This is a genomic window from Bacillus sp. FSL L8-0099 (assembly GCF_038006385.1).
Taxonomy (GTDB): domain Bacteria; phylum Bacillota; class Bacilli; order Bacillales; family Bacillaceae_G; genus Bacillus_A; species Bacillus_A toyonensis.
Genome location: NZ_JBBOVC010000001.1, coordinates 4,538,561 through 4,564,245 on the forward strand (window position 1 = coordinate 4,538,561; position 25,685 = coordinate 4,564,245).

Sequence of the window (25,685 nt, forward strand, 5' to 3'; positions counted from 1 at the left end):
CCTTCCCTTACGCTCGTTTGAATTGTTGTAAGAAACGTACGTCATTTGTATAGAAATGACGAATGTCATCTACGCCGTATTTCAACATTGCGATACGTTCTGCGCCCATACCGAATGCGAAACCTTGATATTCTTTTGAATCATAACCAGCCATTTCAAGTACGTTCGGGTGAACCATACCTGCGCCTAAAATTTCAATCCAGCCAGTTCCTTTACAAGTGCCACAACCTTTACCGTGACACATCATACACGAAATATCCATCTCTACAGATGGCTCTGTGAATGGGAAGAAACTTGGACGAAGACGGATTTCACGGTCTTCACCGAACATCTTTTTCACGAATACTTGCAGTGTACCTTTTAAGTCACTCATACGAATGTTTTTATCAATTACAAGACCTTCAATTTGCATGAATTGGTGTGAATGCGTCGCATCATCGTCATCGCGGCGATACACTTTACCAGGACAAATAATTTTGATTGGGCCTTTTTCTTTGTTATTTTCCATCGTGCGTGCTTGCACAGAAGATGTATGCGTACGTAGTAACGTTTCTTCTGTAATGTAGAATGTATCTTGCATATCACGCGCTGGATGATCTTTCGGTAAGTTTAATGCTTCGAAGTTGTAGTAGTCTTTTTCTACTTCTGTTCCTTCAGCTACTTCATAACCCATACCGATGAATACATCTTCAATTTGTTCAACAACAGCTGTTAACGGATGGTGACAACCTGTTTCAACAGGACGACCTGGCAAGGTAACATCAATTGTTTCAGTAGCTAATTTCGCTTCAATTACTGCTTTTTCTAAGTTACCAATTTTGTCATCTAGACGCGTTTGAATCGCTTCACGTACTTCATTTACTAATGCTCCCATACGTGGACGCTCTTCCGCTGATAATTTTCCCATGCCGCGTAATACTTCTGTAATTGGGCCTTTTTTCCCTAAATACGCTACGCGTACGTCATTTAAGCCCTTTAGCTCTTTCGCTTCTTCAATAAGCTCTAACGCTTTTTGCTTTAGCTCTTTTAAACGTGCTTCCATTTGGAACCCTCCTAATTTTAAAAATAAAAAAACCTCGCTCCCAAAAAGGGACGAGGTAAATTCGCGGTACCACCCTAAATTGACAGAACAAGTCTGCCCACTCATTATTTATAACGATCAATTCTGACCGGAACGCCTTTACATATACATGGTCCTGGCGTCAACTCCAGAGGTGAATTCACTTCCGTCTACCATAAGAATGCTTTCAGTCTAAGGCATTCTCTCCCTATATGGCGATTTTGTAAGTTACTCTTCTCTATCAACGTTTTTCGTTATTTAACTTTTAATATAATATACTTCAACTTATTATAAGAAGTTTTTTATTTGTTCGCAACCGGGCTTTGTAAATAATACGTTAAAATCCCTGCTGCAACCGCAACATTTAATGATTCTGCCCCGCCGTAAATCGGAATATACAAGTTTTGATCCGTTTTTGCAAGAATTTCTTGGCGTACGCCATTTCCTTCATTTCCAACAATTAATGCAAAACTGCCAGCTGGTGTTACTTCCCCATACGGAACTCCATTTTCAAGAGCTGTTCCATATACAGGAACGTTATTTTCTTTTAACTTGTCTACCCATTCTTCTAAGTTCCCTTTTACAATTGGTAAGTGGAAAATAGAACCTTGTGTAGAGCGGAGTACTTTACTATTGTAAACATCAACACAACCTTCTCCAAGCACAACGGCATGAATACCAGCTGCATCAGCTGTACGAATAATCGTTCCTAAATTACCTGGGTCTTGAAGGCCGTCTAATAAAAGAAATTTCCCATCAGTAAGAGCTACTTCTTTCTCATGCTTTTCACAGACAGCAAATACACCTTGTGTCGTTTCTGTTTCACGAAGTATTTTTACAATCGCTTCAGGCACGATATACATTTCAACATCATTCACTGTCCAATCTTTCGGAAGGTCTGTTTGATCTGAAACGATAAGTTCTGTTACAACTCCTGCCTTTAAAGCTTCCTCCACTAAGTGGAATCCTTCAACAAAGAACAACCCTTTTTTATCGCGTTCTTTTTTCGTTTGCAGCTTTTTCCACTGCTTCACACGCGGATTTTGTACTGAATCAATGTTTTTCATAATATGTATTTCCCTCTCTTCTTGTCTTATCATTATAGCCTATTTTTCATACATATTTACATAAAAAAGAACAAAAACTAACGTCAGTTTCAATTCTGAAGAAGAGGTGAAAGCAATGAGTTTTAATTTACGTGGTGCTGTATTAGCGAATGTATCTGGAAATTCACAAGATCAATTACAAGAAACGATTGTCGATGCAATTCAAAGCGGTGAAGAAAAAATGCTTCCAGGTCTTGGTGTTTTATTCGAAGTCATTTGGAAAAACGCTGATGAAAATGAAAAGCACGAAATGTTAGAAACGCTAGAGCAAGGATTAAAAAAATAAGCAATTTGAAAATCACCTTCGCATAAGCCAAGGTGATTTTTTTGCGAAAATTTTTTTCTTCTCCTAAACATTTCTACTTTACTAACGCTACCCGGATGGAGTACAATGTTCAAAATACATTTAAACCGATCGATTTTCTTCACAGACACCATTAGATAAAAGGAGTGAATGTTTTATGCATCGTATTACGCTTGAACAAATTTTTAAACACCACATTACCCAAAAATACGTAAATCGTTCTGGAATGGTCCACGCGATTGCTGTCGCTTACCATGCGTTTCACTTAGCCAAAAAGCATCACGCCTCAGTCGATGCTGCGACAAAAGCCGGTTTCCTTCACGATATCGGACATCATACATGGTACACAGGCGGCGAATGGGACTATGACTTATATAAAAAGAATGATATACATGCAATTAAAGGAGCGGAAAGAGCTCATAAGTTATTAATCCGATTAGGCGAACATCCGAAGCAAGCCAAAGAAATTTCTGTTGCAATTCTATTGCATACTGATTCTTTCCTAGTAGAACAATCACTTGAAAGAACACCTCTACAAAACATTATTAAGTGGGCAGATGAAGCAGACGAAGAACCAGGCGGCGCACACCACTATCGAACTATCTCTTATGAAAAAGCACTAAAAGCAATTCAGCAGTTAGATCGATTGGTAGAGCGTGAATTGCAAATAGAGCAATCAAAATCAAATAACAAGGCAGAACATAGTTATCAATGAGAAAGAGGCATCACTATAGGGTGATACCTCTTTTATTATTTTATGGAAAATACACCTTTATATGTAATATTTAAATGTTACATATAAAAATAAAACACTTTATAATTAAATATATAAATATAAAGAGGTGATTCTACATATGCAACCCACTACACAACTTCCTTATGAACAGAAATACTCTATGTCATGGGGACAATTCATTAGCTCCGTTTTATTTGCTTTTTTCGGAACTGGACTCATTACTGTGTTCCTCGCAATGCCCTTAACAATTTATACAGCCGGACTCGAAAATAAAAAACAAATTGCCCTGTATGAATCTATTGCAAATACTGCAAGTATCGGATTACAACTAACCGTGTTGTTATTCTTCATTTTTAAATTCGAACCCGCAAAAAATTTACTATTAAAATCTTTTAATTTTAAAGCACTGAAAGAATGGCGCACATACGTATACTTACTTCTTTTCTTCGCTATAAGCATCGTGCTCAATTATATCTTTTTAAAATATGTGTTCCAAGACGCAACAAAGCAACAAGCTTCTGCACTAAACTTAGACGTATTTGAACAGTATCAAATATTATTACTTATCGGCTTTGCGATACTCACCCCAATTTTTGAAGAACTTATTTTCCGTGGTTTTTTACTCCACTTTTTCTCTGAACGCTTTCCATTTTGGATTGCAGCAGTCTTAACAAGTTTCTTCTTTGGTATCGCTCATACATACTCACTCGGAGTAATGGTAATTACTTTCTTCACGGGATTATTAATGGCTATTTTATGCAAGAAAACAAAATCCATTATTCCAGCTATGTTATTTCATATTATGAATAATATGTTAGCATTCTTAAGTTAAAAAGAGGTATCATCGCGATACCTCTTTTTACTCTTTTATAACAACTTCAAACTCTTCTTCCGTTAGCACTTTTCGATAATTCGTTTTCTTTTCTCCTTCTTCACCAGAAGTTAGGACAGGCGTCAGTATAATTTTTGTTACACTATCCTCTAGCTTTTCAAATCGCCAATAACTATTTTTCGATTTTATTAATAATATCCAAAATAAACCTCATGTAGTAAAATATAACTTAATTCACATAAAAGAGTTTACATATGTTCAGTATTATTTGGATGCTTTTTACGCCACTTCTCTTACTATGCGGGATTGCTGGTGGTATTTTTTAATGGTAACAGAAATTAAACATCGGAAATTACTTGTTACCTTAATGGGGATTATTTGCTTTTCATTCGTTATAATGCCTTTTACTTTTTTTAAACAAAGGTATCAATGGAGAGAACGTTCTCCACATTCCACCTGTCCTATATTGGATGCTTTTCTCTCTAGCTGGTTTATTAGCAGGATTGAATGGGGTACATTCAAAAATTAAGAGTATACGCAACATGGGACTCATTATTTTCTCAATAGGACTGTTTGCAGCTATTGTCCATGCCTGATTCATATTTTATTCATTAAGGAGTTATTACATATGGAATCTACTGGTTTATTTATTTGGCTTATCTTAGCCCCTATTTTGTTATTATGTGAAGGCATCGTTGGCATTTATTTAATTGCTGCCGGAATTAAATATCGAAAATCACTTATCGTTATAGCTGGTTTAATTAGCATATCACTTATCGTTGTTCCTATCATTTGTATAGGTTATGGAATAGATTTAGAGGGAATGGTTCCAATTTCGGGAACTTTATATTGGTGCTTCTTCTCATTAGCTGGACTAGTAGCTATTATAAGTGGCAGACAAATATCAAGTATTCGTTCTATGGGGACGATTTTGGTTATAACAGGATTATGCTCTGTAACTAGTTATCATCTTTTATATCTAACTACATAAAAAACACAAAAAAGCAGGGAAATTAATTCCCTGCTTTTCTATTTGGTTTATTGCCTGATGGCAAGAAGAACGATAACACCCAAGCAATACCTGCGAGTATTGTTGCAATTAAGAAGGCATCGTTAATACCGTTAATTGCAGATAGCTTTGAGATTTGTCCGAATAATAGTTGCGTGCTCATCGCATCTCCCGCTTGAGCTGATCCAGCTAAAGCCGCTAAGCTTTGACCCATACCATGTACTTTATCAACTAAAATTGGATTTGACGTTGTTAACATGTTGCCATAATCCGCTACGTGAGCAGTCGTTTGTTGCGTCATAAGTGTGATTAAGATCGCTGTTCCAATTGAACCAGCTACTTGTCTTGACGTATTTTGCGTTGCTGTACCGTGAGAAATTAATTTCATCGGCAGCGCGTTCATACCAGCTGTCATAATTGGCATCATAATGAATGACATACCAATTGAACGTATAATATAATCCGTCATAATAACGCTATACGGTGTATCCATCGATAATTTTGTAAATTCATATGTCGCATAAGTTGTAATTGCCAATCCAATTATCGCTAATGGACGAATGCCATATTTATCGAATAATTTACCTGCTACTGGTCCCATGATCCCCATAATTAATGATCCTGGAAGAAGTAGTAAACCAGATTCAATTGGCGTAAAGCCACGAATATTTTGTAGATATACTGGAAGTAATAGCATACCTCCGAATAATGCCATCGTTACGATTGCGTTAATTACTAAAGTAAAAGTAAATACTGGATATTTAAACACTTGTAAATCAAGCATTTTATTGTCCGTTGTTAGCTCTCTCCAAATAAATACTGCAATACCTACTACACCAATGATAAGTGATATCACAACCTCTGCACTAGTCCAGCTATTATTTCCCGCTTCACTAAATCCATACAATAAGCTACCTAGTCCAATACTTGAACTAATAACACCGAATACATCTAGCTTTGTGTTAGATACCGGCTGAGCTAGTGTAAAGAATTTTAAAGATAGGAAAGTAATAATTAAACCAATCACAAACATTCCGTAGAACATTAAGTTCCAGCTATAGTTTTCAATTACCCATCCTGTTACAGTTGGTCCGATAGCTGGTGCTAAAATCATCGCTACCCCTAGTAATCCCATAGCTGCTCCTCGCTTATGAGGCGGGAATAATGTCATGAAAATATTCATACCAACCGGCATTAAAATACCCGCTCCAACCGCTTGAATCACTCGGCCCGTCATCATCATTGTAAAGTTTCCTGAAGTAGCACAAATGATAGATCCTACCGTGAAGAATAACATTGCCGCTACGAACAATTTACGATACGTAAATCGTGAAACTAAAAAGGCACTAATCGGTACTAAAATACCATTTACGAGCATGAAGCCTGTAATTAACCATTGTGCTGTTGAAGTTGATACATTAAATTCATTCATTAACGGAGGCAATGCAACGTTAATGATCGTTTGGTTTAAAATAGAAACGAACATCCCGAGAATTAATACTGTTACAACTGCTTTTACGTTCACATTCTCTATAGGCATAGACGTTTGTTTTTTCGGCATTTCTTTTTCTTGTTTTACTTCTTCTTGCTTACCTGTTTCTAACTCAACTACATTAGAAATTTCTGTTTCTTGCTTTCGTTCAATTTCTTTTTCTTCTGTTTCTACCTTACTTACTTCTATTTTACTTACGGCTGGGACTTGTTCTTCTCCCACGTTCGTTTTTTTCTTTCGTAAAAGACGATTTACAAGGAAGAAGACGATTATACAAAATAGTGCATATCCTGCAATTGCAATTGAGGACATCTCATCTCCCCCTTACTTATGAATACGAACTGTCACATTCATGCCAGGAACAATATTTACTGATTTACTATGATCTAAAGAAATTTTAACTGGTACCACTTGTGTTACTTTCGTATAGTTCGCTGTTGCGTTGCTTGATGGTAACATAGAGAATGTATTCGCTGTTGTTAATCCAACTTGCTCTACTTTTCCTGATAACGTCGTGTCTGGGTATGCATCTACATACACGTCTACATCTTGACCTTTTTGCACATCGTCAACATCTGTTTCTTCAATGTTTGCTGTTACCCATAAATTGTTCATATCAAATGCATAAGCAATTGGGCTACCAGCTCCAACGAAAGCATTTGTCGTTGCGTTTGATTGTACAACTGTCGCGTTTTGCGGAATTGTTACGTCTACTGTTTGCTCCCCATTTGCTCCAGCTACAGTGACAGCACCTAATTTATCGTTCTCATTGTAGTTTTTTCCTACTTCAGCTTTCCAGTCAGTCAATTTACCTGCTGCTGGTGAAGCAATTGGAATTACCTTTCCATCAATTTTTGCATTTTCTGTTTTTAAATAGTTTTCCGCTTGATTGTAATAGTAATAACCACCAATGCCGCCGCCAACTAGTACAATTAATGTGATAATGTTGATAATCACCATTCTTCGAAACTGATTCATTGCATTCCTCTCCTTATATCGCATATAATTTTTTTCTAAACTATTTACACCCTTATTGTTTATACTGTTTAATTGTTAATTATATTAACCTTTAAACAAAAAAAGCACACCTTCAGCAGCATAAACCGGATTTCGTCTACCTGCGAGTGGTGCTGATTTCTAAAGGACTATCGTTTATAATTATAAATAATTATTTCGAATCTACAACCGACAATTTAAGTATGAAATGTCGCTTAAACAACAATATAATAACGATTTGTTGTTTAAGTGTATAAAATGAAACGAGGAGAAGTAAAATGTCTATTAAAAATACAAATGATCCACGTGTAAAGCGGACGAGACAACTCATACAGGATGCTTTTGTCGCTTTAGTAGGCGAAAAAGGGTTTGAAAATGTAACTGTTCAACATATCGCAGAACGCGCTCCTGTAAATCGCGCTACATTTTATAGCCATTACCATGATAAATACGACTTATTAGACAAAAGCATTGAAGAAATGTTAGAGAAGCTAGCAGAAGTAATCAAACCGAAAAATAAAAATAAAGAGGATTTTCAACTTACATTCGATTCACCACATCCAACATTTTTGGCTCTGTTCGAACACATCGCAGAAAACGTGAACTTCTATAATGTTATGCTCGGGGATAAAGCTGCAGGAAACTACTCTTATAAAATGATGAAAACAATACAAACGCATTTAACATTAAGCTTATCAATTTCACAACCAGATGATAAAGATCTTATGGTTCCTCGTGATATTCTAATTAGTTATGTGACAGGGGCTCACATCGGGATGATTATGTCATGGTTAAAAAGGGGGATGATATATACCCCGCATTTTATGGCCATGCAATTAACTCGTTTAATTATTTTAGGGGCCCATACTGCCGCAGGATTAGAAAGACCTTTTTAACACATAAAAAAGCGAAGGAGATTCTCCTTCGCTTTTTTCTATTAATTAAATGTAATGTTATGTACAGCCTCTTTATCAAGACGTTTAATAACTTCTACAATTAACTTCACTGCATTTTCATAATCATCACGGTGTAACATTGCCGCATGCGAATGGATGTAGCGTGTCGCAATCGTAATTGCCATAGACGGAATACCATTTACAGAAATGTGAATCGCACCTGCATCTGTTCCCCCGCCAGCTACTGAATCATATTGGTATGGAATTTGTAGTTCGTCAGCAACATCAACTACGAAATCACGTAAACCTGTATGTCCAATAACAGAAGCATCATATAAAATAATCTGCGGTCCATCGCCCATTTTACTTTGCGCTTCTTTTGACGTTACACCCGGTGTATCTCCAGCGATACCAACATCTACTGCGAACGCGATATCTGGTTTGATATAATTCGCAGATGTTTTTGCACCACGAAGACCAACCTCTTCTTGTACAGTTCCAACGCCGTATACAACGTTTGGATGTTTTTCATCTTTTAATTGTTTTAATACGTCAATTGCAATCGCACAACCGATTCGGTTATCCCATGCTTTTGCAAGTAACATTTTTTCATTCTTCATCACTTGGAATTCAAAGTAAGGTACAACTTGATCTCCTGGTCGTACGCCCCACTCCATTGCCTCTTCTTGGCTAGAAGCACCAATATCGATAAACATGTCTTTAATATCAACTGGCTTTTTACGAGCTTCTGGAGGTAAAATGTGTGGTGGTTTTGAACCAATTACACCTGTTACATCTCCTTTACGCGTTACAATTGTCACGCGCTGTGCAAGCATAACTTGTGACCACCAGCCACCAACTGTTTGAAAACGAAGGAAGCCTTTGTCATCAATTTGCGTAATCATAAAGCCAACTTCATCTAAATGACCTGCAACCATAATTTTCGGGCCGTTTTCTTCCCCAACTTTTTTCGCGACTAAACTTCCTAAATTATCAGTAGAAAGTTCGTCCGCAAACGGCTCAATATATTTCTTCATTACTTCACGTGGTTCACGCTCGTTACCAGCAATACCACGTGCATCTGTTAACTCTTTTAGCATTGTCAATGTCGCGTCTAATTTTGTCATTGCCAACACCCTCCTTTTTCTTCAGTCACCTTATTATACAAAAGGAAATTGAAATATTCAAAAATTAAATTAGTATCCTTGTGTTTGACGCTGATGATTTACTTCATTTTTATCTAAATACGCTTTTTCAATTTCTTCTTGTCCAAATTCAAGTGCTTGTCCAAGTCGAAGATAGCTTGTAAATAATTCAATATAGTTCGTGATAGATGGTTGATCTGTAAAACGAATTACTTTCGCATATGTGTCTAAGAAAATTTCCACTTGTGTTTTATTCGTTTGTGCACATTTATAGAATAGGAAGTTTTTATCAATACCTAAATCGATTCCGATTGATAAAATAAAATGCAAACCATCTACGTATTCTTCTAATATTACTTCACGTTCTGATGCTGGTTTATTGCTCCAATATTTAAAACAGCGTGTTTCATTTGCAAGTTCTCCAATTTCTACAAGAAGAGCTAGCATTTTTTCTTTTAACAACTTTTTCGGTTGTAAGTCATGTTCTTTTGCAATACGGTCATCTAATTCTTTTTGTAATTTAAATAGTTGTAGTAAGTCCATTCTATTGTCCTCCTCCAACATCGCATTTTATGCAACAATGTTGTTTCATCTCAAAGTTCATTATTATGTTTCAGTTCTTATGAATAAGTCAGCTATCTACCTCTTTATAAAATAGCTTGTCCTTAATTTACAAATACGTTTCAGTCATCGCTCGTATATTGTTCATCTGATGAAAGTTCCATATCATCTTTCCATTATAGCAGTGTCGTTTCGGCTAGGAAAGATACTCTTCTTTCCAAACGAGCATAATTGAAAAAAGCCAGGAGAATTCTCCTGACTTCATATGCATATTCTTCTATATCGCTATAGTTTTTATGTTGATTTTGTCATATCGATAACGATGCGTCCATAAATCTTTAGAGCTTCATTCACTTCAAACTTCTCTTTGAAAACAAACAAAAAACCTTAGAAGAAAATTCTTCTAAGGTTTCAACTAATTAATTAGTTAATGTTGTTTTTTGCAACTGTTGCTAATTCAGCGAAAGCTTTTTCGTCATGAACAGCTAAGTCAGCAAGCATCTTGCGGTTAACTTCGATGCCAGCATTTTTTAAACCGTGCATTAAGCGGCTGTAAGAAAGACCATTCATACGAGCTGCTGCGTTGATACGTGTGATCCATAATTTACGGAAGTCACGTTTCTTTTGACGACGGTCACGGAATGCATACATTAGAGATTTCATAACCTGTTGGTTAGCAACCTTGAATAATGTATTTTTAGAACCGTAGTAACCTTTTGCTAATTTTATAACTTTTTTACGACGTTGACGAGTAACTGTACCACCTTTTACTCTTGGCATAATATTACCTCCTAATTGTTCTATATATCAGCCGAACTTATTTTAAGTTGTCAAGCATTTGACGAATGCGTTTGAAGTCACCAGCGCTTACTACACCAGCTTTACGTAGTTTACGTTTAGCTTTTGTAGATTTGTTAGCGAATAAATGGCTTGTGTAAGCGTGAGAACGTTTCAGTTTACCTGATCCAGTCTTTTTGAAACGCTTTGCAGCGCCGCGATGAGTTTTTTGTTTAGGCATAGGTATTTCCTCCTCTATCTATTACTTATCGTTTTTCGGTGCTAAAACTAAGAACATACTACGTCCTTCCATTTTAGGCTTAGATTCAATTGTACTAACTTCAGCACAAGCTTCTGAGAAGCGATCTAAAACACGTTGACCGATTTCTTTATGAGTAATGGCACGTCCTTTAAAGCGAATTGACGCTTTAACCTTGTCGCCTTTCTCTAAAAACTTGATAGCATTACGAAGTTTTGTGTTAAAGTCGTGTTCATCAATTGTTGGACTTAAACGAACTTCTTTCATGCTAATTACTTTTTGATTTTTGCGCTGTTCTTTTTCTTTCTTCTGTTGCTCAAAGCGGAATTTACCGTAGTCCATAATGCGGCATACTGGCGGTTTCGCATTTGGAGCAACTAATACTAAATCAAGATTAAGATTTGCAGCTAAGTCTAAAGCGTCATTACGAGACTTGATTCCAAGTTGATCGCCATTTGCGCCAACTAAACGTACTTCACGTGCACGAATTTGCTCGTTAATCATCATATCCTTGCTAATAGTAAGCCACCTCCAAGGTTTTCTCAGAACATATTTTGTAGTCATAGAACCCGACAAAAAAAGTGCGGGCATACGACACCCACACTTGTAAAATCTTAAGTAAGAAATACATTTACCTGCTAACTGCGAATGCGTCCATCAGGTGAGAAGCGGGTGCTTCTACTTGTTCCACAAAACAATATTCTATTATCCTTGATGAGTTTATCATAGGACATGACGTCTGTCAAGAAGACGCGATGTGTTTTACTAACAACAAGAAATATTGTAACAAACAACTAGCATACATGCAATACTTTTTTATGATAAGAGTTACATGGTTATTTTTTCTAGTTTTTCTCTTTTATATTAAAAAGAAAAGCCGCGATATACCGCGGCTCTTTCTTATCGTTTTCCTTCTACTTTAATCATGTCAACAAAAGCATCTAATGCGATTGTTTCTGATTTTTGTTCACCATATTTACGTACGTTTACGCCATTTTCAGTTACTTCATTGTCACCTACTACAAGCATGTACGGAATTTTTTGCATTTGTGCTTCACGAATTTTGTAACCAATTTTCTCTTCGCGAGTATCTAATTCAACACGAATACCAGCACGGCGCAATTCATCTTGTACTTTCTTCGCATAGTCTAAATGCACTTGCGGAGAAACTGGAATTACTTGCGCTTGAACTGGAGCTAACCAAGTTGGGAATGCACCTTTGTATTCTTCAATTAAGAATGCTACGAAACGTTCCATAGTTGATACAACACCACGGTGAATTACAACTGGACGATGTTGTTTTCCATCTTCACCAACGTAAGCTAATTCAAAGCGTTCTGGAAGTAAGAAGTCTAATTGTACAGTTGAAAGTGTTTCGTCTTTTCCAAGAGCAGTACGAACTTGAACGTCAAGTTTTGGACCGTAGAACGCCGCTTCACCTTCAGCTTCGTAGTAATCAAGACCCATTTCATCCATAGCTTCTTTTAACATACCTTGTGCTTTTTCCCACATCTCATCATCAGCATAGTACTTTTTAGTATCTGCTGGGTCACGATAAGATAGACGGAATGAATAGTTCTCTAAACCGAAATCTTTGTACACTTCTAGAGTTAAGTTTACAACACGTTTTAACTCTTCTTTAATTTGATCTGGGCGTACGAAAATGTGCGCATCGTTTAAAGTCATTCCGCGTACACGTTGTAATCCAGATAACGCACCTGACATTTCATAGCGGTGCATTGTTCCAAGTTCCGCAATACGGATTGGTAATTCACGGTAGCTGTGAATATCGTTTTTATAAACCATCATGTGGTGAGGGCAGTTCATTGGACGAAGAACTAACTCTTCATTATCCATTTCCATTGATGGGAACATACCATCACGGTAGTGATTCCAGTGACCAGAAGTTTCATATAGCTCTCTGCTTCCTAGTACTGGAGTGTATACGTGATCATAGCCTAAGCTTGCTTCTTTATCAACGATGTAACGCTCGATAATACGACGGATCGTTGCACCTTTTGGTAACCAAAGTGGTAAACCTTGTCCTACTTTTTGGCTATTAGTAAATAATTTTAATTCTTTACCTAATTTACGGTGATCGCGCTCTTTCGCTTCTTCAAGCATACGTAAATGCTCATCTAATTCTGCTTTCTTAACAAATGCAGTACCGTAAATACGTTGTAGCATTTTATTATTGCTATCGCCGCGCCAGTAAGCACCTGCAACGCTTAATAATTTAAACACTTTAATTTTTCCTGTAGATGGAAGGTGAACACCGCGGCAAAGGTCGAAGAATTCGCCTTGCTCATAGATTGAAATAACTGCATCTTCTGGAAGATCGTTAATTAAATCTAATTTTAACTCATCGCCGATTTCTTCAAAACGACGAAGTGCTTCTGCACGTGGTACTTCATGACGAACGATTTCTAAGTTCTCGTTCACGATTTTTTGCATTTCTTTTTCGATTTTCTTGAAGTCTTCAACTGTAATTGCTTCTTCCATATCAATATCGTAGTAGAAGCCATTTTCAATTACTGGACCAATGCCAAGCTCAAGCTTAGCATCTTTATATAAACGTTTTAACGCTTGTGCTAAAAGGTGGGCTGTTGAATGGCGTAAAATGTATAAGCCATCTTCTGAATCTAATGTAATAATAGAAACTGCACCATCTTCTTCGATTGGTGTAACAAGATCGATCATCTCATCGTTTAATTTTCCAGCTACAGCTTTTTTCTTTAAGCCTGGGCTAATAGAAGCTGCGATTTCTTCAGTTGTTACGCCTTTTGGAAACTCCTTCACAGCTCCATCAGGGAAAGTAATTTTAACTACATCTGCCATCACTGGTCACTCCTCTTTTTCTCAAAATAAAAAACACTCATCCCGTAAAAAGGGACGAGTGTTGAATTCGTGGTTCCACCCTTGTTCCAATTAACATGATTGTTAATTGCTCAAGTTCAACATAACGGTGTTGTCCGTTAGCAATTACTAAAAAAATCGTTCACTGCTAAAGTTTAGAGGTGGTAAGTAATAATCCCGTACTAGGAAGCTCACACCCTAAGGCTTCCCTCTCTGAAAATCGTAGAAAACTACTCATGTCCTCATCATGACATTTCAATATATTTCATTTATGTAGGTAATTATATGCTCAAAAACTTAGAAAATCAAGGGCGTTACCTTTATTTTTTAAATTTTTCACATTGCGTTCAAACTCATGTAATCCGTGTATTTGTATCCGTTCTTGAAATACGTTTCGCAAAGTAATAATCATATTATGGTCTTGTTCTTTCGTATACAAATAGATTTTTTTCGGTGAAATAGAAAGAAGTGGTGCAATTACTTTTGTATCAATATATACATCTTTTTGCTTTAGCAAATCTTCATCTATATATTGGACCAATTTCTCCTGTTTTAAACGTCTACCTTTATCATCATAGAAAATAAAACTTTCATCAAAAATAAGATGCATACAGGACAAACGTGACTTTCGATTACTAACTTGTTGCCGGAGCGTCTCAATGAACATTTGATATTCTTGTTCCATCTTATACTCATCAATTGCCACTTCAGTAAGCTTAGCTACCATTTCCCTATATGTACGAAGACGAAAACGAACATATGATGAAAACGAGAATGAGAGCGGATCACAAAGCCAATTATTTAAAGAAGACTTAATATACGATTCAAATGTGTAACGTGTTAACTCACGAGCAACCCCATTTCTTCTTCCCTTTAAAACTTCTTGTGCTATATGCAATATTTGATGACACTCTTCTTGTTCTTCATAAAAAAACTTTTCTTTTAAAATTGTATAAATCCACTCATTTTGTTTCACATTCACAATGAAATATACCATGACTGGCAATAAAATCTTTTCAATATAGTGTGATTCACATACTGGTATGTGAATTACAACTTTTTGTTCCTGTAAATACACACTCGTTTCTTTATATAACACTTCCGCCCTTTTCAGTAGTTGTTTATATACGTACATAGCATCATTTTTTTCTTCGAAGCAAATTTCAATCACTTTTGTCCCCCCTTTTATCCCCGCTCTAAAGGATTGTATCTATACGTTACAAATCCTATAAGAGTTTGGCCCGTGGAAGTTCACTCTTAGTAGAATTGCATTTCCTTTCGTTAGAAAATCCACTCGATATGGCTTGCTAATTTTATATATATTAAGGGAGGGAGAAAAAAATGATACAAGCTACTATGAATTTTCAATAAGAACTGTTCGTTTTACAATTCGACTACGCTGAAAAGCATTCAAAACAAAAAAAGAACAAGCTTCTCAGCTTGCTCTTTACTTATGACGGCGGTTTTTCCCACCGATTGTAATTGGTTTCGCTAAATATTTAATTCGTTCCATAATACGGGCCGCTTTCATTTCTTCTGCTTCACCGCGCTGTGTATACGTTAAGTGATGTTCCAACTGTTTGAAATCAAAATTAGACGTAAAGAACGTTGGTAAGTTTTCTAGCATACGGAATTGTAAGATTGCACCGAGTACATCGTCACGTACGAAACTAGACATCGCTTCCGCTCCGATATCATCTAACATTAAAACTTGTACCCGTTTAACCGCATCAATCTTTTCTCCAATTGAATTATCTTGAATCGAACTTTTAATTTCACGTAAAAATTCTGGGAAGTATACGAGCATGGAACTTATTTTCTTTCGAGCAAGCTCATTCGCAATCGCCCCTAAAAGATATGTTTTCCCTACACCAAATTTACCGTAAAGATATAGTCCCTGTACTTTTTTACCCGGTTCATATGTGCTTAAAAATTCATTCGCTGCACCAATTGCATCAATACGTGCATTTAACTCTGAAGGGTCTAAATTTTCCATAGTCGCCTGTAAAATATCCGTTGGCATATATACACTTTGAACGAGTTTTTCATATTTTTTTCTCTCATCATATGCTACTTTTCTAATGCAACGATCGTATTGAATATCAATCATCTTACCTTGGATAACGAGCTTCGGCTCATATCCTTGCAGCATATTTTTACATGTCCCTAGATCCGGACAATCTGAACAACCTACACATTGTCCAATATATTCATATAACTTCACAAGACTGCGCTCAATCATAGAAGTTGTTACTTCGCCTTTATGCTCGTCTATAAATTCTTTCACACGTGGATGTGCCATCACTTCCGCCTTTAATACTTCATATCTGTTTTTAAAATTTTCATTTTCCATTAATTTTGTAAATGAATTTTGAATATGCTCCATTTTCTCACCTCAAAGAGCGTTCATTCTCTTCTATTAATCACGCTTATATTTTTTCAACACTTCTTCTAGTCGTTTTCGTTCATCTTCTAACGTACTTGTATCTTTTTCCGCACCTACATCATTTTTCACAGTTTCTTTTTCTTTCGGCTCTTCTTTCAACCAATCTGGTACCATTTCTTTTCGTACTGTTTTCTTCGCTGTACGACCTTTTTTCTTCGTCTCAGCCCATTCTTGGTATTGACGGTTTTCTTCTTTTGCTAGCGCCATTGCTTCAGCTACTGTACCGACCTTTTTACGAGCCCAATGCCCAGCAATCTTCTCCACATACGTTTTCGCAAGCTTCATATCTGAGCGTAGCATAACGTAATAAATAAGTACATTCACAACTCCTGGCGTTAATTTTTGATTGATCATAACATCCTCAACAATTTGCAAGTCCGCTTTCGTCGCCTCTGCACCACCAGAAATCTCTTTCAATAGTTGTTTTGGTGAGATTTCTTCTAATTGTTTTATAAGCATCTCTTCTTGCGATGAAGGCTCTTTCTCTTTCATCGTACGTGCAGCGTGTGGCTGTACTCTTTCACTTAATATTGGTAACGCTTGACCATTTTCGAATTGGTACCAATCGCGCGCTCCTTTTCTAAGCCTTTCCATATCAATTGTTTGCATCTCTGTCACCGCACCAAGAACGATATTTTGCATCGATAACACATCCACACCATACACGTAAGCAAGTGTAATGACACATTCTCGCACTTGATCTGTAATCGCCTTTTTAGGAACAAGAGCGGACAATCCGTCTACAAATAAGGAGAAATCAAAGAAATCGTTCCAAACTTTAGGAGCATCTCCCTTTTCATTATTTGGCATCATTGTCGCTTTTGGAATACGGAGTTCTTCTTGCGCATGCTCAAGCTGTCCTGGATTAAACGAATCAAACACCTCATTAAAAGAACGTGTAATATTTTCATAAGAAGCAAAATCAAATTCTTCTTCTAAGAAATATTGTTTTACTTGATTATATTTTGTCCGACTCAATCGATTGTATAAAAAGATACTTAAAACAATATCATCAAAAAACTGCTTTGGAGATAAAGGTGGTTGCAATTCGTATATAAACATTCGAATATCTTTTTCTTTCTTAATATATACCTTTAAAAGCCCAATTGCCTCTAGCTTTACTCGTTCCTCATATATTTCGGGAAGTTGCATTTGCATGGTCACCATAAGGGAATGATGTGTATTCTCTTTTCCAAATACACGATCTTGCTCTAACGCCCCCCATAGCGTCATGTACAAGCTAAAAGCTCTACTACCTATTAACGGCTGATACAACATCGTTAACACTTTTCGGTCGTAATTATGTAGTAGTCCTTTCGTACTTACTTTATAACGATCAATCGGCAATAGCTCCATCCATGACTGTTTTTGCATTCTTGCTTTTCCTTTCTCTCATCCAATCTATCCTCTAATTCATTCGTTCTATCTTCATTATATATTTTATCTCGCTATTTGCGGGCAGTAAGACTCCCGCATCAAAATTCGGCGAATGCACGGAAGTTTGGCAGGAGATACCTTCCCGTAAATGCCCGATTGGTGAAGGCTAATAATCATTTTGGGATGAACAAAATCCCCAATGATTATTAGCGAAAAAGAGCTATTAGCTTACGCTTCTAGCTCTCTTACCTCATTACTTACAGTATGTAAAGAGAATTGAATACAGCTTCTATTCTCTTTCTTTTTGCAGTATATCTTTTAATTCTTCAATAAATACATTTAAATCTTTAAATTGACGATATACAGAAGCAAAGCGTACGTAAGCAACATCATCGATATCACGAAGTTCTTCCATAACAATTTCACCAATCATATCACTTTTCACTTCTGATATACCTAAATTACGAAGTTCACGTTCCACACTTTGTGTTACTTCCTCTAATTGTCTTAAAGATACTGGTCTTTTCTCACATGCTTTAATTAAACCGCGTAAAATCTTTTCTTTATTAAACTCTTCTCGTGTGCCTTCTTTTTTAACAACGATAAGAGGTGACTCTTCTACTCTTTCAAATGTCGTAAAGCGACTTAAACAACTTTCACACTCTCTCCTTCTTCGAATAGAGCGCCCTTCGTCTACCGGACGCGAATCTAACACTCTTGTGCCATTATGAGAACAGGATGGACAACGCAATTCATTCACTCCCTTACAATTTGATTTTTATTTTTCTCTACTTCATTCACGTAAAAATATATATACAATATTATATAACTCATTCTAATGCTCTTACCACTCTAAGTTTAAATACATGATTTCATCATCTATTTTCCCAACAAAATAAGATGGTAGATGTAGCACTAACTTATGTGTGAGAGCTCCATTTAACTAACTAATGAACACGTTATGTTTTTCCTTTTTTATAAACTAAAAAAGAGGTGCATTATACACCTCTTTACATTTTAAATCAATTATGTTCTTTTTTAAAGAGCTTTTGTTTCTCTCTGCTTAATTTCGAAGCTACCAGTGCCTCGAGGAAGCTCGATGCTCTCACGCGTTTTCGCGTTTAAACCTTCTGCAATATATTCTGCAGCAACATTTGGATCAATACGATCCCCACAAGTATAAACATCAATACTTGCGTAACCGTGCTCCGGAAAGCTATGAATTGTTAAATGTGATTCCGAGATAATTACTACTCCACTTACACCTTGTGGTGCAAATTTATGGAAAGCAACCTCACGCACTTCAGCACCAGCTCTTAGTGCTGCATCCACAAATAATTGTTCAATATACGGCATGTCATTAAGCTTGTCGAAATCGCAATCCCAAAGTTCAGCGATCACGTGACGACCCATCGTATCCATAGTATCCATTCTACAGTTCCCCCTTGTAAATTTATTCTAACTGTTCGAATTGAAAACTAATTTGCAATTTGGCTTGCTCCACTACCACGGGGGAAAGTTAGTCCAGAGAGGTCCTAACCCTTTAAGTAGTGACTACGTACCTCAGCTCTTAAGTTTACGAGTGTTAGTATACTTTGTTTATTTTCATTTTGCAACAACAGTTTTTTCGATTTTCTGTCATATTTTCCTCTTTACTTTTCCCTAAAAAAAAAGAAATGATTCACAAATACAGTAATAACAACGCTTCGTGGTATGTCCACTTTCCAAAATATACTCATATAATTTTTTTCCTTTTCAGAAAAAATTAAAAAAAGAGAGGGCAATATTCACTTGCCCTCTCCCTTATTCACTTAAATATGTTGCACATTTTTTTGTTTCGCTAATTCGTCAACAACTAACGTTACAAGATCTACAACACGACGAGAGTAGCCCCACTCGTTATCATACCAAGCAAGTACTTTTACTTTACGATCACCCATTACCATTGTAGATAAGCCATCAATAATAGCTGAGTGTGTATTTGTATTAAAGTCAATAGATACTAAAGGCTCTTCGCTAAATTCTACAATACCTTTTAACGCACCGTTTGCAACCGTTTTGAATGCATCGTTAATAGCTTCAACTGTCACATCACGTTTTACATCTACTACTAAGTCAACAAGGGACACGTTTGGTGTTGGTACACGAAGTGCCATACCATGAAGTTTTCCGTTTAAATGCGGAAGAACTTTTGCTAGCGCTTTCGCAGCACCTGTCGTTGTCGGAATGATTGATTGTCCGCAAGCACGTGCTCTTCTTAAATCTTTATGTGGGTTATCAATATTTTTTTGGTCATTTGTATAAGCGTGAACAGTCGTCATTAAACCGTTTTCAATTCCAAACTGCTCATCTAACACCTTCACAACAGGCGCTAAACAGTTTGTTGTACAAGATGCATTTGAAATAACGGTATGTTTTGTAATATCTAATTGGTCTTCGTTCACACCAACTACAATTGTTACATCTTCATTTTTACCAGGCGCTGTTAAAATAACTTTTTTCGCTCCAGCTTCAACGTGAAGAATTGCTTTTTCTTTTGAATTAAATTTACCAGTTGCTTCAATTACAACTTCAACACCTAGATCTGTCCAAGGCAATTCCTTTGGATCGCGGTTGTTTAAAAGGCGAATCATTTTCCCATCAACTAATAAGTGATCTTCAAATGCTTCTACTGTTCCGTCAAACTTGCCGTGAACTGTATCATATTTAATTAAATGTGCTAACGTTTCAGATGGATAGCTTGCATTGATTGCTACAATTTCGAATGCGCTTTCTTTTATTGCCTGACGAAATACCATTCTCCCAATACGTCCAAATCCATTAATTGCCACACGAGTCATAATATGTTATCCCCCTTGAATGCGTTATACTATTTATCTCCAATCCCAATAATAGTATAACACAAAAAGGGGATATGTCACTAAGCATTTTCATTAATTTCACAATTTTTTAGTCAATAATGTTCCATTTCTTTAAAATTCCCTGTAATTGTGTTTTCGTTCCCATAATTGTGCCATCATTATTTATTACTTCATCCGCATGCTTCACTTTTTCTTCTAACGGCATTTGCGATTGTATACGTGCTTTTGCTTCTTCTTCCGAAAAATTATTTCGCTCCATTAAACGTTTTAATTGCGTATCAGGCGTGACAGCTACAACTAAAACGCGGTCAACGAGACTTGTTAATTTACTTTCAAACAAAAGAGGGATATCTAACACAACCGCTTGCATACTTTCTTTTATGTACATTTCCTTTTGTGCATTCATTTCCTCACGTACTGCAGGATGAACAATTTTATTTAACTGCAATCGTTTTTCTTCATTATAGAAAACAACATTTCCTAATTTCGGCCGATCCAGTTCTCCATCTTTTTGTAACACTTCCGTTCCAAATACTTCTACTATTTTGTTATATGCTGGTTTTCCTCGTTCTACAACTTCTCTTGCAATAACATCTGCGTCAATAACCGGTATACTTAGCCCACGAAACATTTCTGATACCGTACTTTTTCCGCTTGCAATTCCTCCCGTTAATCCAATTACCACTGTCATAATACTTCTCCTCCTCATAATAAAAGGCGCGAAACTAATGTTCCACGCCCATACTTACATTTTCCAAATTCCAATAATAATGAGTAATACCCCAGGCAGGAATGTAAATTTTTGTAACCATTTCATATTCGATAAAACTGTACCCAGCTTCATTCCAATAAACAAAAATAAAGAACTCATAACTGCAACTAATATTGCCATCATAGCGGGTGCATAACCTAATAAAGATGCACCAATTCCAGCACCAAACGAATCCACGGAAAGTGCGATACCAAGAAGTAGCGCTTCTCCTGCAGAAATAGTTCCCGATTTATCAAAATCTGCAACAGTCGGTTTCCGTAAAATTTGAATTACTAACCCAAGTGAAGCAATTTCTAGTTTCCAAACCTTCTCTTCTTGCTTCGGTTCTTCCTTTTTATCACTCCGAAAAAATTGATATAATACCCAAATCCCTATTCCAATAAGAACAAGCCCACCGATACGCGTTGCGATAACAGGTGAAAATATTTTCGCAATCATATGTCCAATTCCCATTGAAACAAGCATAACAGCCGCTGAACAGATTCCGATAATTATAATTGATCTTAGTGGAATTCTTACGCTTCTCAAACCATATGTCAGCCCTACACTACAGCTATCTAAGCTTAATGTAAAAGCTAATAAAATAAGAGATAAATAAAGGTACATCGGTAAGCTCCTCCCTTATACATAGCTCTGCTGTATGTATATGACAAATGCCTATCCGATGTTATCTCTTTTCTATATTCTAGGCTGACAAATTGGGCAATAATGCGTCCCTCTTCCGCCAACAACTGTTTTTTCTAATATCGTGCCACAAGTTACACATGGTTCTCCCTTTTTCCCATATACATTTAAAAGTTCTTGGAATGAACCAATTTGCCCTTGCGAATTCATATACGTTCTAATTGTGCTTCCGCCTCGCTTCACTGCTTCGCCTAGCGTTGTAACAATTGCTTCGTAAATTCTTTCGATTTCTTCTTGCGTTAAAGATGCAGCTTCTCGCTCTGGATGGATATGAGAACGGAATAAAACTTCATCTACATATATATTTCCAAGCCCTACTAAAAGACGCTGATCTAATAATACGACTTTTATTTTACGATTTGTCTTTTGCAATTTTCCTTGTAAATACTGTGGTGTCAATTCAGCATCAAATGGCTCTGGACCTAAGTCAGCAAGAGGCATTTGATTCAACTCTTCACCTTTTTTAAAGAGATGCATCGTACCAAACTTTCTCACATCTTTATAATGTAATTCAGTTCCATCTGTAAATAAGAAACGGACGTGCGTATGCTTATCAATTGGCTCATCCTCTTGATGCAGTAAAAACTTTCCTTCCATACGCAAATGTGAAACGATAACATAATTCGTTACATATAAAAGCAAAAACTTACCTCTTCGCTTTATCGTTTCAATTTTCTCGCCTCTGAGCATTTCTTTAAAGATTTCCGCATCATCTGGTCGTTTTACTATTTTTGGATACGTAACAATAACATCTTCAATCGTTTTTCCTGTTACAAGATTTTCGAGTGTCCGTCTGACGTTTTCAACCTCTGGTAATTCAGGCATTTCATCACTTCCTTATTTTGCGTCGTACCAAGTTGGACCGTAAGAATAATCAACTTTCAGTGGAACTGCGAGTTCAATTGCATGCTCCATTACTTCTGGTACAAGCTTCTCTAATTTTTCAATTTCTTCTTTTGGTGCTTCAAAGATTAATTCATCGTGTACTTGCAGAAGAAGACGCGCTTGTAATCCTTCTTCTTCTAAACGATCTGCCATAATAATCATAGCTATCTTTATAATATCTGCAGCACTACCTTGAATTGGTGTATTCATAGCTGTACGCTCAGCAAAGCTACGTAAATTGAAATTACGACTCGTAATTTCCGGAATGTAACGGCGACGATTTAATAAGGTAGCCACATACCCTTTTTGTTTCGCATCTTTTACGATGTCATCCATATATTCTTGTACACCAGGGAAACTTTCTAAATACTTTTCAATAAATTCCGCTGCTGCTTTTCTTGTAATTCCTAAGTTTTGTGAAAGACCGTAATCACTAATACCATACACAATTCCGAAGTTAACAGCTTTCGCTTGTCGTCTCATATTCGAAGTTACTTCATCTTTTCCAACACCGAATACGTCCATAGCTGTTTTCGTATGAATATCCATATCATGTTGGAACGCTTCAACTAGCCCTTTATCATTTGCAATATGAGCTAATACACGAAGTTCAATTTGTGAATAATCGGCCGCATACATAATCCATCCTTCTTCTGATGGAACAAATGCCTGACGAATCTTTCTTCCTTCTTCTAATCGAATCGGTATATTTTGCAAGTTCGGATCTGTTGAACTTAATCGACCTGTTTGTGTTAAAACTTGATTAAAGCGAGTATGAATTTTCGATGAATCTTCATGTACAACTTTTAGTAAACCTTCAATGTAAGTTGAATTTAATTTCCCTAACTGACGATAATGTAAAATGTTTGGAATAATTTCATGATGATTCATAAGTTTATCTAGTACATCAGCTGACGTAGAATAACCTGTTTTCGTCTTTTTAATAACTGGTAAGTTTAAATTCTCAAACAGAATAACCCCAAGTTGCTTCGGTGAATTAATATTAAATTCTGTTCCCGCAAGCTTATAAATTTCCTGTTCCATTTCCTTTAATCTACCCGCAAGTTCTTCTCCCATATTACGAAGGCGCTCCGTATCAACTTTTACACCTTTTACTTCCATATCAGCTAGTACACGTGCAAGTGGTAATTCTAACTCTGTAAACAATTCATATTGCTCGTTCTTTTTTAATTCTTCCAAGAACGTTTGCTTTACATCATATAATACATGCACTTTTCGAGCTACATGCTCCGCTACTACTTCTAGCTCTGGAACAGCACGCTTCGCACCTTTTCCATAAACTTCTTCATCCGATTTCACGGCATGCGTTTCTTTCATTTTCGCTACAGTACGGAAATCTTTATCCGTATCAGCTGGATCAAGTAAATAAGCAGCAATTAATAAATCAAAGTCGATTCCTTGAATATCTATACCCTTCCATTTGAGTGCAACGATAGCTCGCTTCGCATCAAATGTATGCTTTCTCATTTCTCCATTTGCAAGCCATGCTTTGAAAGCTTCGGATGCAAGAGCTATGTCCGTCTGAATAAAGTAGCAACCATTTTCATTTTGAATACCAAAACCTTGAATGTCCGCTTTATGATAGTTATCTTCTTGTACTTCTACAATAAGTGCACTATCTTGCTGAAGTATTTCTTCTGTAACTTCTTCCACAATATCAAATGTAATATCATCTAATTCAGCTGGAGCTGTTTCTTCTGGCGTAACACCTAATTTATTCAAAAGAGATGTAAATCCTAAATTCTCGAACATTGGAATCACATCACTTGCTTCATATCCTTTATACTCCATATCATCCACATGCACTGTAATCGGCGCATCTGTAATAATAGTTGCAAGATCTTTACTCATAAGAGCTTGTTCTTTATTCGCTTCTAGTTTTTCTTTTAATTTCTTCCCGCTTACTTGATCGATATTTTCATACACTGCTTCAACCGTTTCAAATTGCGTTAACAATTTAATTGCAGTTTTTTCACCAACTCCTGGTACACCCGGAATATTATCTGACTGGTCCCCCATTAAACCTTTCATATCGATAATTTGCTTTGGTGATAAACTGTATTTCTCAAATAAAGCTTCTTTCGTATATTCATCTACTTCTGTAATCCCTTTTCGAGGTATACATACAAGCGTATTATCAGAAACAAGTTGAAGTAAATCTTTATCTCCTGAAATAACCTTAACATGAAACCCTTGCTCACTCGCTTCTTTCGCTAACGTCCCCATAATGTCATCCGCTTCATAATTTTCTAGTTCATAACGCGGTACATTAAATGCATCAAGCATCTCACGAATAAACGGGAATTGTTCTGATAACTCAGGTGGAGTCTTTTGACGTCCTCCTTTATACTCGCTATACGTTTTATGACGGAATGTCGTTTTTCCTGCATCAAACGCAACAAGCATATGCGTTGGCTTTTCTTCCTCTAATATTCTCATTAACATCATTGTAAAACCGTAAATTGCGTTCGTATGTATACCTTTGTCGTTATTTAAAAGCGGTAGTGCAAAGAAAGCACGATACGCGATATTATTACCATCTACTAATACGACTTTTTTTTCCACAATAGAAACCTCCCCATACAAATTTGAAACGATTTTCACATAGAA

Annotated in this window: 25 protein-coding genes, 2 pseudogenes and 3 other annotated features; of the genes and pseudogenes, 6 read left to right on the forward strand and 21 right to left on the reverse strand. The window is 36.5% G+C overall.

Annotation, left to right across the window (positions count from 1 at the left end; genetic code table 11):
* Positions 1–7: 7 nt before the first annotated feature.
* Together pheS and MHH42_RS23065 are read right to left on the reverse strand one after the other, a co-directional pair.
* Positions 8–1,042, reverse strand: a complete 1,035-nt coding sequence (gene pheS, locus MHH42_RS23060; protein ID WP_000388217.1) for a phenylalanine--tRNA ligase subunit alpha — start codon at positions 1,040–1,042, stop codon at positions 8–10.
* A gap of 43 nt (positions 1,043–1,085) precedes the next feature.
* Positions 1,086–1,314: a binding site (T-box leader), on the reverse strand.
* A 48-nt stretch (positions 1,315–1,362) separates the two neighbouring features.
* The gene (locus tag MHH42_RS23065; RefSeq protein ID WP_002060131.1) at positions 1,363–2,160 is read right to left on the reverse strand and encodes a TrmH family RNA methyltransferase; all 798 of its coding nucleotides are present in this window, start codon (positions 2,158–2,160) and stop codon (positions 1,363–1,365) included.
* 82 nt (positions 2,161–2,242) lie between these two features.
* Here MHH42_RS23065 and sspI point away from each other — a divergent pair, with 82 nt between their 5' ends.
* The 3 genes from sspI to MHH42_RS23080 all read left to right on the forward strand — a co-directional run bounded on the left by sspI (position 2,243) and on the right by MHH42_RS23080 (position 4,038).
* Entirely contained in the window at positions 2,243–2,452 is a 210-nt protein-coding gene (gene sspI / locus MHH42_RS23070) for a small acid-soluble spore protein SspI (RefSeq protein ID WP_000009509.1), read from the forward strand.
* Positions 2,453–2,627: 175 nt separating this feature from the next.
* Entirely contained in the window at positions 2,628–3,185 is a 558-nt protein-coding gene (locus tag MHH42_RS23075; protein WP_000554798.1) for an HD domain-containing protein, read from the forward strand.
* A gap of 139 nt (positions 3,186–3,324) precedes the next feature.
* The gene (locus MHH42_RS23080; RefSeq protein WP_016109172.1) at positions 3,325–4,038 is read left to right on the forward strand and encodes a CPBP family intramembrane glutamic endopeptidase; all 714 of its coding nucleotides are present in this window, start codon (positions 3,325–3,327) and stop codon (positions 4,036–4,038) included.
* Positions 4,039–4,065: 27 nt separating this feature from the next.
* On the opposite strand, the pseudogene MHH42_RS23085 reads toward MHH42_RS23080, so the two are convergent.
* Positions 4,066–4,230 (reverse strand): annotated as a pseudogene (locus MHH42_RS23085) (DUF4179 domain-containing protein); the annotation flags it as partial.
* Positions 4,231–4,292: 62 nt separating this feature from the next.
* On the opposite strand from MHH42_RS23085, the pseudogene MHH42_RS23090 reads away from it, so the two are divergent.
* Both MHH42_RS23090 and MHH42_RS23095 read left to right on the forward strand, forming a co-directional pair.
* Positions 4,293–4,653: pseudogene (locus MHH42_RS23090) on the forward strand (ammonia permease).
* A 13-nt stretch (positions 4,654–4,666) separates the two neighbouring features.
* On the forward strand, positions 4,667–5,029 hold the full coding sequence (locus MHH42_RS23095) for a hypothetical protein (RefSeq protein WP_000446230.1): 363 nt from the start codon (positions 4,667–4,669) through the stop codon (positions 5,027–5,029).
* A 22-nt stretch (positions 5,030–5,051) separates the two neighbouring features.
* On the opposite strand, the gene MHH42_RS23100 is transcribed toward MHH42_RS23095, so the two are convergent.
* Together MHH42_RS23100 and MHH42_RS23105 are read right to left on the reverse strand one after the other, a co-directional pair.
* Positions 5,052–6,851, reverse strand: a complete 1,800-nt coding sequence (locus MHH42_RS23100) for a DHA2 family efflux MFS transporter permease subunit (RefSeq protein ID WP_000094770.1) — start codon at positions 6,849–6,851, stop codon at positions 5,052–5,054.
* 12 nt (positions 6,852–6,863) lie between these two features.
* A complete protein-coding gene (locus MHH42_RS23105) occupies positions 6,864–7,517 on the reverse strand; it encodes an HlyD family secretion protein (RefSeq protein WP_001071409.1) in 654 nt (217 codons plus the stop codon).
* 296 nt (positions 7,518–7,813) lie between these two features.
* On the opposite strand from MHH42_RS23105, the gene MHH42_RS23110 reads away from it, so the two are divergent.
* Positions 7,814–8,431: a TetR/AcrR family transcriptional regulator gene (locus MHH42_RS23110; protein WP_000023657.1), complete on the forward strand. Its 618-nt coding sequence runs from the start codon at positions 7,814–7,816 to the stop codon at positions 8,429–8,431.
* A 41-nt stretch (positions 8,432–8,472) separates the two neighbouring features.
* Here MHH42_RS23110 and MHH42_RS23115 read toward each other — a convergent pair whose 3' ends face one another.
* The 16 genes from MHH42_RS23115 to polA all read right to left on the reverse strand — a co-directional run bounded on the left by MHH42_RS23115 (position 8,473) and on the right by polA (position 25,640).
* Positions 8,473–9,558: a M42 family metallopeptidase gene (locus MHH42_RS23115; protein ID WP_000163548.1), complete on the reverse strand. Its 1,086-nt coding sequence runs from the start codon at positions 9,556–9,558 to the stop codon at positions 8,473–8,475.
* 69 nt (positions 9,559–9,627) lie between these two features.
* On the reverse strand, positions 9,628–10,119 hold the full coding sequence (locus tag MHH42_RS23120; RefSeq protein ID WP_000365051.1) for a dUTP diphosphatase: 492 nt from the start codon (positions 10,117–10,119) through the stop codon (positions 9,628–9,630).
* A 441-nt stretch (positions 10,120–10,560) separates the two neighbouring features.
* Positions 10,561–10,917, reverse strand: coding sequence for a 50S ribosomal protein L20 (gene rplT / locus MHH42_RS23125; RefSeq protein ID WP_001138362.1), 357 nt, complete (start codon positions 10,915–10,917; stop codon positions 10,561–10,563).
* Positions 10,918–10,954: 37 nt separating this feature from the next.
* Positions 10,955–11,155, reverse strand: coding sequence for a 50S ribosomal protein L35 (rpmI, locus tag MHH42_RS23130; protein ID WP_001125945.1), 201 nt, complete (start codon positions 11,153–11,155; stop codon positions 10,955–10,957).
* Positions 11,156–11,176: 21 nt separating this feature from the next.
* A complete protein-coding gene (infC, locus tag MHH42_RS23135; protein WP_000973214.1) occupies positions 11,177–11,680 on the reverse strand; it encodes a translation initiation factor IF-3 in 504 nt (167 codons plus the stop codon).
* A 62-nt stretch (positions 11,681–11,742) separates the two neighbouring features.
* Positions 11,743–11,863 (reverse strand) — a sequence feature (ribosomal protein L20 leader region).
* Positions 11,864–12,073: 210 nt separating this feature from the next.
* Positions 12,074–14,011 carry a threonine--tRNA ligase gene (gene thrS / locus MHH42_RS23140; RefSeq protein WP_000786073.1) on the reverse strand — a complete coding sequence of 646 codons (1,938 nt, stop codon included), beginning with the start codon at positions 14,009–14,011 and terminating at the stop codon, positions 12,074–12,076.
* 47 nt (positions 14,012–14,058) lie between these two features.
* Positions 14,059–14,287: a binding site (T-box leader), on the reverse strand.
* Between the two features lie 31 nt (positions 14,288–14,318).
* Positions 14,319–15,200: a putative sporulation protein YtxC gene (gene ytxC / locus MHH42_RS23145; RefSeq protein WP_000569634.1), complete on the reverse strand. Its 882-nt coding sequence runs from the start codon at positions 15,198–15,200 to the stop codon at positions 14,319–14,321.
* A gap of 276 nt (positions 15,201–15,476) precedes the next feature.
* On the reverse strand, positions 15,477–16,415 hold the full coding sequence (gene dnaI / locus MHH42_RS23150) for a primosomal protein DnaI (protein WP_000400118.1): 939 nt from the start codon (positions 16,413–16,415) through the stop codon (positions 15,477–15,479).
* A gap of 33 nt (positions 16,416–16,448) precedes the next feature.
* Positions 16,449–17,849 (reverse strand): replication initiation and membrane attachment family protein, encoded by a 1,401-nt coding sequence (locus MHH42_RS23155; protein WP_001171837.1) that lies wholly within the window; start codon positions 17,847–17,849, stop codon positions 16,449–16,451.
* Positions 17,850–18,141: 292 nt separating this feature from the next.
* Complete coding sequence (gene nrdR / locus MHH42_RS23160; protein WP_001203687.1) at positions 18,142–18,603, reverse strand: transcriptional regulator NrdR; 462 nt, start codon at positions 18,601–18,603, stop codon at positions 18,142–18,144.
* Positions 18,604–18,890: 287 nt separating this feature from the next.
* Positions 18,891–19,274: an adenosylmethionine decarboxylase gene (speD, locus tag MHH42_RS23165; protein ID WP_002003660.1), complete on the reverse strand. Its 384-nt coding sequence runs from the start codon at positions 19,272–19,274 to the stop codon at positions 18,891–18,893.
* A 389-nt stretch (positions 19,275–19,663) separates the two neighbouring features.
* Entirely contained in the window at positions 19,664–20,692 is a 1,029-nt protein-coding gene (locus MHH42_RS23170; protein ID WP_000198973.1) for a glyceraldehyde-3-phosphate dehydrogenase, read from the reverse strand.
* Positions 20,693–20,801: 109 nt separating this feature from the next.
* A complete protein-coding gene (coaE, locus tag MHH42_RS23175; protein WP_000219291.1) occupies positions 20,802–21,404 on the reverse strand; it encodes a dephospho-CoA kinase in 603 nt (200 codons plus the stop codon).
* Positions 21,405–21,458: 54 nt separating this feature from the next.
* Positions 21,459–22,091 (reverse strand): sporulation membrane protein YtaF, encoded by a 633-nt coding sequence (gene ytaF, locus MHH42_RS23180; RefSeq protein WP_000281731.1) that lies wholly within the window; start codon positions 22,089–22,091, stop codon positions 21,459–21,461.
* A gap of 72 nt (positions 22,092–22,163) precedes the next feature.
* Positions 22,164–22,994 (reverse strand): DNA-formamidopyrimidine glycosylase, encoded by an 831-nt coding sequence (gene mutM, locus MHH42_RS23185; RefSeq protein WP_070173834.1) that lies wholly within the window; start codon positions 22,992–22,994, stop codon positions 22,164–22,166.
* Between the two features lie 12 nt (positions 22,995–23,006).
* Positions 23,007–25,640: a DNA polymerase I gene (polA, locus tag MHH42_RS23190; protein WP_000412836.1), complete on the reverse strand. Its 2,634-nt coding sequence runs from the start codon at positions 25,638–25,640 to the stop codon at positions 23,007–23,009.
* Positions 25,641–25,685 lie beyond the last annotated feature (45 nt).